A 12,885-nucleotide genomic window follows, 5' to 3' on the forward strand; every position below is an offset into this window, starting at 1 on the left:
CCGACCGAAAATCCCTCCCTGGAAGGCGTGGGAGCCAATCGCATCGGCGATGGGTGCTCGCGAAAGCATACCTATCGCACCGTCGCCATCGCCGACACGCTCGGTTCACTCCGCCGGTCGCGCGCAAGGCGCGCTCCTACAAAAAAGCCCCCGCATGCGGGGGCTTTTGCGTCAGTCCGGCTGGGCCGGTTGCCGGAGGGTCTGGCGCACGCTGGGCACAGCCCCCTGCCGTACACCGAGTTCGTGGGCGATGTCGACATATCCAAGATGGCGGGCCACATCGCCGGCCGTGCGTCCGAAGGCATCCGCCGCGTTGCGGTTGGCCCCGCGATGCAGCAGCACGCGCGCCGGTGCGAGCAGGGCATGCATGGCGCACGCGTGCAACGCACTGACGCCACGATGGTCGGCGTGTTCCATCTTCGCGCCGGCATCGAGAAGCACAGGCACCAGCGCACCCAGGTGCGTGGCATCGGCATCACTGCCGGGGCGCATGTGCGAGCCGAGCAGCAACAACAGGGACGTGGCGCCGTCCTTGTCGGCCTTGTTCACGTCGGCGCCCTTGCCGATGAGGATGTCGAGCAGGCGTCGTGCACGCAGGCTGTCGCTGCTGCTGAAGCAGTACTGGGCGGCAGCATGCAGCGCGGTGTGCCCGTGTGCATCTTCGGCGTTGGCTTCGGCGCCGCCCGCGAGCAGGCGTTCGACGATATCCGGATAGCCAAGGGCGGCCGCGATCATCAGCGCCGTGGTATCGCCAGGCAGGCGCTGGTCCGCGGCGACGCCGCGCGAAAGCAGTAAGTCGACGACACCGTCGCGACGCGTGTTGACCGCAGCAACGAGCGGCGTGACACCCGACGTGGCGCTGGCGCTCGCGTCGGCACCGGCATCGAGCAGGCGCTGCACGACGTCACGCTGGCCGGCACCTGCCGCGCGCAACAGGCCGGTGGCACCCTGCGCATCCCGGCTGTCCACGGCGAAACCGAGTTCGAGCAGGCGTTCTACCGCATGCACATCACCGGCGGCGGCCGCGGCGGGAAGGTCGTCGGCGCGCAAGGGACGACGCGGAGGCTGCCAGACGGGCCAGCTGAGCCAGCGCTCGATCTCGCCCTGGCCGATGCCGAGACCGTAAGGCGTTTCGCCGTTGACGTCGGCAGCTTCCGGGTCGGCACCGTGCGAGACGAGCAGGCGGACCAGCGGCAACGGATTGCCGCCATGTTCGAGGGCGGCGTGCAGCGGCGTACGGCCGCCGCTGTCGCGGGCATTCGGATCGACGCCACGGGCGAGCAGCGCGCCGAGGATGGCGGCCTGTCCCGTGGCGGCAGCCATATGGACCGGCGTGCGGCTGCGGGCATCGGCACCGAACGGATCGGCGCCGGCCTCCAGCATCGCCAGCGGCAGGCGGGCGTCCACGCCGTCGAGACGACAGATGGCCTGGCCCAGCAACCCCGTGCCTGCGGGAGATGCGCCTGCACGCATCAGTTGCAGCAGGGCATCGGCGGAGTGCGGAAGCTGGGGCAGCAGGGCGTCGAACAGGCGCCGGCCAAGGGCCGTGTCATCCCCCGGGGCGGTGGCGAGACGGGCGTCGGCGGGCAGGCCGTGGTCGAGCAGCCAGGCGCGGGCAGCGTCGTGGCCGCTGCCGGCAAGATCCACATACAGCGCAGCCAGTTCTTCCAGCGGCCACTCGCGGACCTTTCCATGGAACGTGGAAGCCACGGCCCAGTGTCCGAAGCGCAACGCGTCATAGAGATGCTGCGGCGAATCGGCACCGGCCTCGGGTAGCACGGCTTCGCTCAGGGAGGTGGGTAGCGGCGTATCCGGGTCGAGCAGGGCCACGAAGTCCCAGCGGCCGGCCGAGGCGGCGTGGTCCAGTGCGCTGCGTCCGTCGGCGCCGGTTTCCTTCGGCTGGGCGCCGAGGGCGAGCAGGGCACGGACAGTGGCGGCCTGCGCGCGGGGCGACTGGCAGGCCAGGGTCAGCGCGTCGCGGCCATGGGCATCACGCGGCGACGCATCGGCCTGGGCCTCGGCCAGCAACTGCACGATGCCGTGTGCGCCCGAACGGGCGGCTTCCATCAGGGCAGTGGTGCCGTGGCGATCGGCGAGATTCGGATTGGCGTGGGCCTGGAGCAGCGCGCGGACGATCTGCTCGTGGCCTTCCGCGGCGGCGGCGATGAGAGCGGTGCGACCCTGCTGGCTCACGACATTGACCGAGCCCTTGTGGCGCAGCAGCACCTTGATGCCTTCGGCGTCGTCGTCGGCAATGCCGGCGGCTGCCACCAGTGCCGGCTCGGCACCTACCGGCGCGGCCTTGGCACCGTGTTCGAGCAGGAAACGCACGAGTGTCCAGTTGGCGGTGCGCGCGGCAATGGCCAGGGGCGTTTCGCCAGCGCCATTGATCGCATCCACGGGGGCGCCGGAGTCGAGCAGCATCGCGGCGATGGTCGGCTCCGCACACAGCACGGCACCGTGCAGGGCCGTGTTGCCTTCCGCATCGGTGGCGGCGGCGTTGGCACCATTGGTGAGCAGGGTCAGCACGGCTTCCGGGCGCCCATGCCAGCTGTCGCGCGTGGCGGCGAGCAGGGCGGTGAGGCCATGGTGGGGACGATCCACCTTCGCGCCACGCGCGATCAGTGCGCGCAGCAGGCGGGTATCCGGCGAGAGGGCGGCCAGGGTGAGCACGGGGCGCTGGTCACGGTCGCCGGGCTCAGCCTGCGTGTTCGGATCGGCGCCTGCTTCCACCAGCGCCACGGCGCGGGCGATATCGCCACTGCGCACGGCGGCGAGCAGCTCGCGCTCGCGCACGCCCGGCTCGCTTTCTTCCTGGCTCAACACCGGAATGGGCTCGGGCGTGGGTACGGTATGGACCTGGCTCAGCTCCACCACCGGTTCGCGGCGGGGTTCGGCACGTGCGGTGCGGATATGGCCGCGGCGGTCACTGAGCAGGGCGCGCAGCGTGCGATTGGCGATCAGCATGCAACCCAGCGGCAGCAGCACCACGCCATAGATGCCCAGCGCGGCGATGCGCAGCTCGGACGGGAACACGCCATACAGGCCGGACAGCGCCACGGCACAGAACGCCAGCACCAGCAGGGCGAGGGCGGCGGGCAGGAAATGCGAGAAGAAACGTTCCTCGGCCGAGAGGTGACGCCCAAAGCTGACCGAACGGGCCACGGCGGTGAAGATCCAGGAGCCGTTGCCGCCGTCTTCCGGATAGGCGTCATCCCACAGGAACAGCAGGCCGAAGGCCGGCCACATGCGCCACAGCGCAGCCAGGGCCACCACCAGGGTGCCGGCCAGCAGCAGGGCGATGCCGAGGCTGGGTGCCTGGGTCAGGCGAAGCAGCGGCCACGCCACCAGAACGAACACCACGAACGTATAGACGGTGAAGATCACCACGTGCGCGGCGCCCCGGCGCAGGGCTGTGCGCAGGTAGCTGGATTCAGGGTCGAAGCCGATGGCGTGGCAGACCGCGCCCATGGCCAGGGCATTGGCGAGCAGCAGGGGTATCAGCGCCAGGGGTGACGCCGTGAGTCCGGCGCACGCGACGGCGACCAGGGCGGGAAGGAACCAGGGCAGAGCCTTGATGAGCGGCGGACGTCGACGTTTGGGATTGGCCATGCGCAGGAGTATACGAAGCAGGTTTGGGCAACGCGGTAACGTGGTGTTAACCCGCGTTCCACATGGCCAGGATGTGCATTTTCGGCCGGATCAGTTCCGGACGGAAGGATCGATGTCGAGTTCGCGGTTGTGATTGGGCCGGTTGCAGCTCACCAGGGTTTCGTTGGGTGGCGTCTGCAGGTGCCAGCCCTGGTCGCGCAGGCTGTCGAGGACGCGCTGGGTGTCCTCGTGGGGCAGTTTTCGCTGTGGAGTGAGTTCTACCTCAAGAGCGAAGCGCAGATCGCCCAGCATCAGGGCCAGGGTTTCGGGCAGGAGGTCGAAGCCGTCGCGGCGGCTGAGCCATACATAGGTATCGGGCTTGCGCAGGCTGGCGTAGACGAAGCAGTGCATGACGGCAGGTCTCTCGCTGCGGCTCTTGGTGCATAACCCTAGCAAAAAGCGGGTGCCAGATGGGGGCAGAACTTGCGATCGTTTCAAGGTTGTTGCGGTTGCACTTGCAAAAACTGCGTCAAGTCGTCCAGAGTTCAACCCCGGATTGTTAAACGCGCGTATGAAAACGGATAAGTTTTCAGATAACGCGACATCAACACAGAAGAAGAAGCAGGAGCCCCGCATGCAGATGAAACTCCGTACCCGCCCGCTGGCCGTCGCCGCCCTCACGCTGGCCATCGCCGGCGCGCTCGTGGCTCCGCAGGCCGCCCACGCCAGTGCCTTCCAGCTGAAGGAAAACAGCGCCAAGGCTCTCGGCCGCGCGTTCGCCGGTTCCACCGCCGCGGGCGACGACGCCTCGGTCATCGTGAACAACCCCGCCGCCATGAGCCTGCTGCAGGGCAACGTGTTCCAGGCCGACGTCACCGGCATCAACTTCAGCACCAAGTTCAAGGGCACGGCTTCCGACGCCCAGGGTCGTCCCATCTCGGGCGGCAACGGCGGCGACGCAGGCACCACCATGCCGGTCCCGGCGCTGTACTTCGCCACCCAGGTGGCCGACAAGTGGCACTTCGGTCTCGGCCTCACCGCCCCGTTCGGCTTCAAGACCGAATACGACAACGACTGGAAGGGCCGCTACAACGCCATCAAGTCCGACTTCAAGTCGCTCGATGCCACCCTGTCGGCCTCGTATGACGTCACCGACAACTTCGCCCTGGGCGTCAGCGCCATCGCGCAGAAGACCAGCGCCGAGCTCACCAGCGCCATCAACTACAACACCGTCGGCCTGGGCCTGATCCAGCGCGCTGCCGCCGCTGGCCAGATCTCGCCGGCCGCTGCCCGCCAGCTCGCCACCACCTATGCCACCGTCGTGCCCCCGGGCAGCGACGGCATCGCCCGCGTGAAGGGCGACGACTGGGCCTACGGCTGGCAGATCGGCGGCCTGTGGAAGATCACGGCGAACGATCGTCTCGCCCTGAACTACCGCAGCAAGATCAAGCACACGCTCGACGGCACCGGCAACTTCACCATGCCGTCCAACGTCACCGCCGTGCTGTCGAACCCGGCCGTCGGCGCCCTGCTGGGCACCGGCCAGCCGCCGTTCACCCACACCGACGGCACCGCCGGCTTCACCACCCCGGCCGTTGCCAGCGCCAGCTTCTGGCACCAGGACGTCAAGTTCGGCCTCGGTTTCGACCTGTCGTGGACCAAGTGGGATTCCTTCCAGAACCTCACCGTCAACTACTCGAACCCGAACCAGCCGCAGACCACCGAGAAGTACGCCTGGCGCAACAGCTGGTTCGTCTCGGTCGGTGGCGAGTACTACGTCAACGATCGCTTCACCGTTCGTGGCGGTGTGGCCGTCGACAGCACCCCGACCTACGACGACACCCGCTCGCCGCGCGTGCCGGACTCCACCCGCAAGTGGCTCGCCTTCGGTGTCGGCTACAAGGCCACCGAGAAGTTCGAGATCAATGCCGGCTACGCTCACATCTTCGTGAACAAGGCGCACATCGGCGGCGTGAAGAGCTCCACCAACGACCTGCTGGTCGGCGAGAACGACGACAAGGGCAACCTGCTCTCGGTCTCGGCCAAGTACCAGTTCTGATCCCCTCTCGGATCAGGGTCTGAAAAAAAAACCTCCCCGGCAACGGGGAGGTTTTTTTATGTGCCGAGGCCCTGGCTTGTGTAGGAGCGCGCCTTGCGCGCGACCTGTCTGGCCGAAACGATGAACCTGTTCGCGATACCCGGTCGCGCGCAAGGCGCGCTCCTACAGGGGGCGTGGTCGGGTGGTTGATCGCCGGTTCGGTCGCGCGCAAGGCGCGCTCCTACAGGAGGGGGCTGGAGGTTTGTGGGGTTAGTCCTGGTTGCCGCAGCACTTCTTGAACTTCTTGCCGCTGCCGCAGGAGCAGGCGTCGTTACGGCCGACCTTGGCCGTATCGCGGCGCACGGTCTGCCCGTGCTGCGGATGACGGCGGCGGTACAGCGTGGCCAGCTGGAACGGAATCTCGTTGAGCAGGGTCATGCGCTCTTCGAACGACGGCAGCGCAACCTCCGGCGTACCGGGCACCGGATCGGTCTGGTCGGCCGTAAGGGTGAGTAGCATGCCGACAAACGGATAGAGGCTTTCGTCCATCCATTCGGACCAGGCTTCTTCCCACTCACCCATGGCCATGCGGAAGCCGAGCGCCCAGTCGCTGGCGATGGGAAAATCGCCCGTATACGAGCTTACGTCGTCGATCTCATCGAATTCTTCCGGCGAATCGATGAAGGGCAGCGAGTCTTCTGCCAGTGCGATCGGGTCACCAGCAACACGCGCGGCGATGACCGCCCAGAACTCGTTGAGCAGCGCGTGGACTTCATCACGCACCGCATCCGACGGCCACGGCAGGGCATCGTCCTGTTCCAGGACCTCCATGCACTCATCGACGCCAACCTCGACGGGCCCCACCAGCGCAGCGGAGAACAATCCGTCGAGCGTTTCGAGCGAGTAACGGTTGGTGGTGGCGAGAAGTTCGTCCAGCCGGCCGAGCTTCGTATCGTTCATCTGCATCATGCAATCTCAGTAAGCGTATTCGCGAAACAGCGGATCGACGCTGCCGTGCCACTTGCCGTGGAACAGTTCGAGCTTCGTATCCGCCTGGGTCTTGCCGGAAAGGGCGATCTCAAGCAGCGGTTCGAGGTAGATCGATTCGTCGGCGCCGCGCGAACCGTGTTGGTTGCGACGCTTCAGGCCGTGCTCGGCGATCTTCAGCGACTCCAGTGCAAGTTCACGCACATGGTGGCCACGGAACGGTAGCGCGAGCGCATGCTCGGGCACGCCATCGCGCAAGGCATGGCGCTCGGCCTTGCTGAAATCCTTCACCAGGTCCCAGGCGGCATCGAGGGCCACATCGTCGTACAGCAGGCCGACCCAGTAGGCCGGCAGCGCACACAGCTGGTTCCAGGTGCTGGTGTCGGCACCACGCATTTCCAGGTACTGCTTCAGGCGCACTTCCGGGAAGGCCGTGGTGAGGTGGTCGGCCCAGTCCTTCATGGTGGGCTTCTCGCCCGGCAGGGCGCTCAGCTCGCCGCGCATGAAGCGCTTGAAGTCCTGGCCCGAAAGGTCGATGTACTTGCCATCGCGATAGCTGAAGTACATCGGCACGTCGAGGATGTAATCCACGTAACGCTCGTAGCCGAAGCCTTCTTCGAAGACGAAGTCGAGCATGCCGGTGCGATCGGCATCGGTGTCCGTCCACACGTGCGAGCGATACGACTTGTAGCCGTTGGGCTTGCCTTCGGTGAATGGCGAGTTGGCGAACAGCGCCGTGGCGATCGGCTGCAACGCGAGCGCAACACGGAACTTCTTCACCATGTCGGCTTCGGTCGCGTAATCGAGGTTCACCTGCACGGTGCAGGTGCGCGTCATCATGTCCAGGCCGAGCGAGCCGACCTTGGGCATGTATTCGCGCATGATCTTGTAGCGGCCCTTGGGCATCCACGGCATCTGGTCGCGACGCCACTTCGGCTGGAAGCCCATGCCGAAGAATCCGATGCCGAACTCGTCGGCAATGGAGCGCACTTCCTGGAGGTGGGTGCTGACTTCGTCGCAGTTCTGGTGAATGGTCTCCAGCGGTGCGCCGGAAAGCTCCAGCTGGCCGGCCGGCTCCAGGGTGATGTTGGCCTTGCCCTTGGTGAGCGCGACGGGCGTGTCGCCTTCACGCGCAATTTCCCAGTCGTAGCGCGACGCCAGCCCTTCGAGAATGGCGCGGATGCCCGGACGCTCTCCCTCGAACGGCGGCGGTGTCAGGTCGTCGGTGTAGAAGCCGAATTTCTCGTGTTCGGTGCCGATGCGCCACTGTTCCCGCGGCTTTTCGCCCTCGGCGAGGTAGGCGACCAGGTCGTTGCGGTCACCGATGGGCGTGCTCTTGGCTGCGCTGGGGATGGACACGGACTTTCCTTGGAGAATGAACGGCTGCGATGCCGGAGCCGCTCATATGGGGGCGGTCCTGCCGGGAAAAAGGGATCATCCCATGGCGCCGCGGCAGGGTAGCAAAAAGAAGCCAACTTCGTGTCGCTACAGGCCTTTTTCCTGTACTGATTTGCCTTCCCAGTAGCTGAAAAGCAAAAGGCCCCGGTGCATGCACCAGGGCCTTTGCCGGCCGGGAGCTCCCAACCCTTTCGATCGTCGGCCGGGAACTCCCAACCGACGCGTTACGACTGCCAGACGACTTTTTGAATTATCGGGCAGTGGCGGCGTTCGTTTATCGCTTCATCGAATTGAAGAACTCGTCGTTCGACTTGGTGTTCTTCATGCGGTCGAGCATGAACTCCATCGCGGCCAGCTCGTCCATCGGGTGGAGGAGCTTGCGCAGGATCCAGATCTTCGCCAGGAGGTCCGGCTCGATGAGGAGATCTTCGCGGCGGGTGCCCGAACGGTTGATGTCGATGGCGGGGTAGACGCGCTTCTCGGAGATGCGGCGGGACAGGTGCACTTCCATGTTGCCCGTGCCCTTGAACTCTTCGTAGATCACCTCGTCCATCTTCGAGCCGGTGTCCGTGAGGGCCGTGGCGATGATGGTGAGGCTGCCGCCTTCCTCGACGTTGCGTGCCGCGCCGAAGAAACGCTTCGGGCGCTGCAGCGCGTTGGCGTCGACACCACCGGTGAGCACCTTGCCGGAGCTGGGTACCACGGTGTTGTAGGCACGGGCGAGGCGGGTGATGGAGTCGAGCAGGATCACGACGTCCTTCTTGTGCTCGACCAGGCGCTTGGCGCGCTCGATCACCATCTCGGCGACCTGCACGTGGCGCACGGCCGGCTCGTCGAAGGTGGAGCTGATCACTTCGGCGCGGACGGTACGGGCGATTTCCGTGACTTCTTCCGGACGCTCGTCGATCAGCAGCATGATCAGGTGGACGTCGGGATGGTTGTACTGGATGGCCTGCGCGATGTTCTGCAGCATCATCGTCTTACCGGACTTCGGCTGGGAGACGATGAGACCGCGCTGGCCGCGACCGATGGGCGCCACGAGGTCGAGGATGCGGCCCGTGATGTCCTCGGTGGAGCCATTGCCGCGCTCCAGCTTGAATGCCTTGCGCGGGAACAGCGGGGTGAGGTTTTCGAACAATAGCTTGTTCTTCGACGCTTCCGGCGGATCGCCGTTGATGTCGTCGACCTTGAGCATGGCGAAGTAGCGCTCGCCTTCCTTCGGGTGACGCACGCGTCCGGTGATGTAGTCGCCGGTACGCAGGTTGAAGCGGCGGATCTGGCTGGGCGACACGTAGATGTCGTCCGGGCCGGCCAGGTAGGACTCGTCGGCCGAGCGCAGGAAGCCGAAGCCGTCCTGGAGGATTTCGAGCACGCCCTCGGCCCAGATGCCGCCGCCCGAACGGGCGTGGGCCTTGAGCACGCTGAAGACGACGTCCTGCTTGCGCTGGCGGGCCACGCCTTCGCGGATACCCAGCGACTCGGCGAACTCCAGGAGCTGGATCGAGTTCTTGCGCTTGAGTTCGGTGAGGTTGATCAGGCGATCGTTGCTGCCGGCGTCGGCGTTCTCGTCGTCGTCGACGGGGTAGCCGTTGTTATTGTTGTTGCGCGGATGCTGGTAATTGCCGTTGTTACCGTTGTTGCCATTACCGTTGCCACCCTGGCGCTGCGGCGGACGGTCATTGCGGTCGTTACGGTCATTGCGCTCGTTGCGACGGCGGCGGCCGCGGCCTTCGCGATCGTTGCGATTGCCCTGACCCTGGCCACCCTGGTTGTTGCCGCCACCCTGGTTCGGGTTGTTGGTGGCCTGGGCGACGGGCTGGTACGGATTGGGCTGCTGGGCCGGTGCGTTGCCACCCTCGCGCGGCGCTTCGGCCGGAGCGGGGGCAGGGGCCGACTTCGCCTCGACAGGAGGCAGCGGGGGCAGTTGCAGTTCGGCCTGCGGTGCGGGAGCCGGAGCGGGCGCCTTGGCCGGAGCCGGTGCGCTCGTCTCGACCGCGGGTGCTTCGGCGGCCGGCGCCGCCTTGCGGCGCGTGCGGGGACGCGGTTCAGTCGCAGGCGTGTCGCCGGCGCCCTTGGCGTCGATGGAGTCTTTGGTTTCGATATCGGACACGGGCAAACCTCACGGGGCGCCGTTGGAAGAAAAATGGGAGAGGGTTCGCAGCGAAGGGGACAAGTGCATGTCCCGGCGAACACCTAGAGCCTAGCATCGCGTGAGGCGCGAGGTAAAGCGCCCCACGCGGCGGCTGTGTAAAGCGTCAAAGCTAAAGCGTAAAGAAAGCCTTAAATGGACTTTTCGATCAGCTGGGCCAGCTGGCTCTTGCCAACGGCGCCGATCTGGGTGCCCGCGACCTTGCCATCCTTGAACACCATGAGGGTGGGGATACCACGGATGCCGAACTGGCGCGGGGTGGCCTGGTTTTCGTCGATATTGATCTTGACGATCTTGATCTTGCCTTCGTATTCGCCGGCGAGCTGATCCAGGACCGGAGCGATCGACTTGCACGGACCGCACCACTCCGCCCAGAAATCGAGCAGCACGGGGGTTTCGGACTCAAGCACGTCCTTCGAGAAGGCGGCATCGCTGGTATGGGTGATCTTGTCGCTCACCGTGGTCTCCAAAAAAAGTGAAAAAGGGGGGTTGACGACCCTGACGCTGGCATCGGCTACACTTAGGAGCCCCATGTCGCGGGTCCAACCGGAACCGAAGGTCTTGGCCATTGCAGCCGGCGGCCCTCATTCCAACCCAACTAGGGGCGCGATTCAAGCAATTCAAGGCCACCGCCGGGTGGTTTCCGTTGACATAGGTGAACCGGTTTCCGTAGCCGGTTCACCTATGCCAGCGGAAGCCGTCGGGCCGGCCACCTCCGCCTCCGGCCTTCGCGCGCCGGGCGCGTCGACAGCCCGCCGGACTGACAACCGGCCGCTCCCGACTCTCCCGTGACGCCGGCCGGATCATCCTCTCCGTCCCGTGGTGAACTTGCCGCAGGGACGGCGCCGCGTATGCGCGGCGCGTGCTTCCAGGCTTCCCATACACCATGTCCGAAACCGTTCTCACCGACGTCTTCTACGAAAACCTCGACCTCCACCCGCTGCTTCACCAGGGCCTTGCCGCCGCCGGCATCACCCGTTGCACGCCGATCCAGGCGCTGACCCTCCCGGTCGCCCTCACCGGCCGCGACGTGGCCGGCCAGGCCCAGACGGGCACGGGCAAGACCTTCGCCTTCCTCGTCGCGCTGGTCGATCGCCTGCTCAAGAACCCGGCCCACGCCAACCGCAAGGATTCCGATCCGCGCGCGCTGGTGATCGCGCCCACCCGCGAGCTGGCGATCCAGATCGAGAAGGATTTCCGCACCATCGGCAAGGCCACCGGCCTGCGCAGCGCCCTCATCTACGGCGGCGTCGACTACGACAAGCAGCGCCAGCAGCTGCGCGACGGCTGCGACATCATCATCGCCACCCCGGGCCGCCTGCTCGACTACTACAAGCAGGACGTCTTCGGCTTCGGCAGCGTCGAGGTGATGGTCATCGACGAAGCCGATCGCATGTTCGACCTGGGCTTCATCAAGGACGTACGCTTCATCTTCCGTCGCCTGCCGGCCCGCGAGCAGCGCCAGGTGCTGCTGTTCTCCGCCACCTTGAGCCACCGCGTGCTGGAGCTGGCCTACGAGCACATGCACGAGGCCGAGAAGCTGGTGGTGGAGACCGAAAACGTCACCGCCGACCGCGTGCGCCAGGTCGTCTACTTTCCGTCGAAGGAAGAAAAGATGCCGCTGCTGTTCAACCTGCTCGAACAGAGCAAGGCGGAGCGCAGCATCATCTTCGTGAACACCAAGGCCGCTGCCGAACGCATCACCGACCGCCTGAAGCGGCATAACTTCCGCGTGGGCGCCATCTCCGGCGACGTGCCGCAGGTGAAGCGCCAGAAGCTGTTGCAGCGTTTCCAGGACGGCCAGATCGACATCCTGGTGGCCACCGATGTGGCCGCGCGCGGCCTGCACATCCCGGCCGTGAGCCACGTCTTCAACTACGACCTCCCGCAGGACGCCGAAGACTACGTGCACCGCATCGGCCGTACCGCGCGCCTGGGTGCCGAGGGCGATGCGATCAGCTTCGCCTGCGACCTCTACGCGATGGGCCTGCCGGACATCGAGACCTACATCAACCAGAAGATCCCCACCGCCTCCATCGAGGCGCAGATGCTGGTCATGCCGGCACCGCGCCCGCGTGCCGATGGCGTACAGGATGAAGTGGACGATCCCAACGACAACGACGGCCACGTGCCCACCCGTGGCGCACCGCCGGAGAAGGGTGGTCGTGGTGGTGGCCGTGGCGGTCGCAGTGGTTCGCGTCCGGGCGAGCGCTCGGGCGAACGTTCCGGCAGCCGCGAGCGTCGTCCGCGCGTGCCGCGTGAAGACAAGCCGGTTTCCACCGAAGTGCCGGTGAAGACCGTGGTGGTGGCCGAAACCGTCGCCGATCTGCCGGCCGCCGCCGAAGCCATCGGTGCCGATGGTGCCGCGAAGAAGCGTCGCCGTCGTCGTGGCGGTCGTGGTCGCGGCCAGCGCGAAGGCGGCGAGAATTCGGCACCGCAGACGCAGAACGGTGGCCGTCCGCAGGCTGAGCCGCGCCAGTCGCAGGCCTCGTCCACGCCGGGTCAGCGTCCGTCGCGCCAGGTGGCCGCCACGCGTCCGGGCAGCAGCCCGAGCCCGGCGCCGGCTGCGCCGGTGAAGGAGAAGGTGGGCTTCTTCCGTCGTATTGGGCGGTTGTTCGGCGGTAACTGAGGCGGGTTTTCGCTTTGTAGGGGTCGCGCGCAAGGCGCGCTCCTACAAGGCGGCTTGTGTAGGAGCGCGCCTTGCGCGCGACCCCTGCAACAC

Annotated in this window: 8 protein-coding genes; 2 read left to right on the top strand and 6 right to left on the bottom strand. The window is 66.2% G+C overall.

Annotated features, from left to right (window positions below; translation table 11 throughout):
* Positions 1 to 171: 171 nt before the first annotated feature.
* Positions 172 to 3,612, bottom strand: coding sequence for an ankyrin repeat domain-containing protein (locus KR767_RS08820; protein ID WP_250878857.1), 3,441 nt, complete (start codon positions 3,610 to 3,612; stop codon positions 172 to 174).
* Positions 3,613 to 3,702: 90 nt separating this feature from the next.
* Complete coding sequence (locus KR767_RS08825; RefSeq protein WP_166946354.1) at positions 3,703 to 4,002, bottom strand: YcgL domain-containing protein; 300 nt, start codon at positions 4,000 to 4,002, stop codon at positions 3,703 to 3,705.
* A 223-nt stretch (positions 4,003 to 4,225) separates the two neighbouring features.
* Between KR767_RS08825 and KR767_RS08830 the strand changes: the two genes are divergently transcribed.
* On the top strand, positions 4,226 to 5,650 hold the full coding sequence (locus KR767_RS08830; RefSeq protein WP_166946356.1) for an OmpP1/FadL family transporter: 1,425 nt from the start codon (positions 4,226 to 4,228) through the stop codon (positions 5,648 to 5,650).
* A gap of 249 nt (positions 5,651 to 5,899) precedes the next feature.
* On the opposite strand, the gene KR767_RS08835 is transcribed toward KR767_RS08830, so the two are convergent.
* The 4 genes from KR767_RS08835 to trxA form a co-directional block, all read right to left on the bottom strand.
* Complete coding sequence (locus tag KR767_RS08835) at positions 5,900 to 6,598, bottom strand: UPF0149 family protein (protein WP_250878858.1); 699 nt, start codon at positions 6,596 to 6,598, stop codon at positions 5,900 to 5,902.
* 6 nt (positions 6,599 to 6,604) lie between these two features.
* Positions 6,605 to 7,975, bottom strand: a complete 1,371-nt coding sequence (locus KR767_RS08840) for a glutamate--cysteine ligase (RefSeq protein ID WP_250878859.1) — start codon at positions 7,973 to 7,975, stop codon at positions 6,605 to 6,607.
* Positions 7,976 to 8,288: 313 nt separating this feature from the next.
* Complete coding sequence (rho, locus tag KR767_RS08845) at positions 8,289 to 10,115, bottom strand: transcription termination factor Rho (RefSeq protein ID WP_425602747.1); 1,827 nt, start codon at positions 10,113 to 10,115, stop codon at positions 8,289 to 8,291.
* 179 nt (positions 10,116 to 10,294) lie between these two features.
* Positions 10,295 to 10,621, bottom strand: a complete 327-nt coding sequence (gene trxA, locus KR767_RS08850) for a thioredoxin TrxA (protein WP_166950725.1) — start codon at positions 10,619 to 10,621, stop codon at positions 10,295 to 10,297.
* Between the two features lie 428 nt (positions 10,622 to 11,049).
* Here trxA and KR767_RS08855 point away from each other — a divergent pair, with 428 nt between their 5' ends.
* Positions 11,050 to 12,792: a DEAD/DEAH box helicase gene (locus tag KR767_RS08855; RefSeq protein ID WP_250878861.1), complete on the top strand. Its 1,743-nt coding sequence runs from the start codon at positions 11,050 to 11,052 to the stop codon at positions 12,790 to 12,792.
* Positions 12,793 to 12,885: the final 93 nt, after the last annotated feature.

Origin of the sequence: Luteibacter anthropi, from assembly GCF_023699965.1 — a bacterium.
GTDB lineage: Bacteria > Pseudomonadota > Gammaproteobacteria > Xanthomonadales > Rhodanobacteraceae > Luteibacter > Luteibacter anthropi.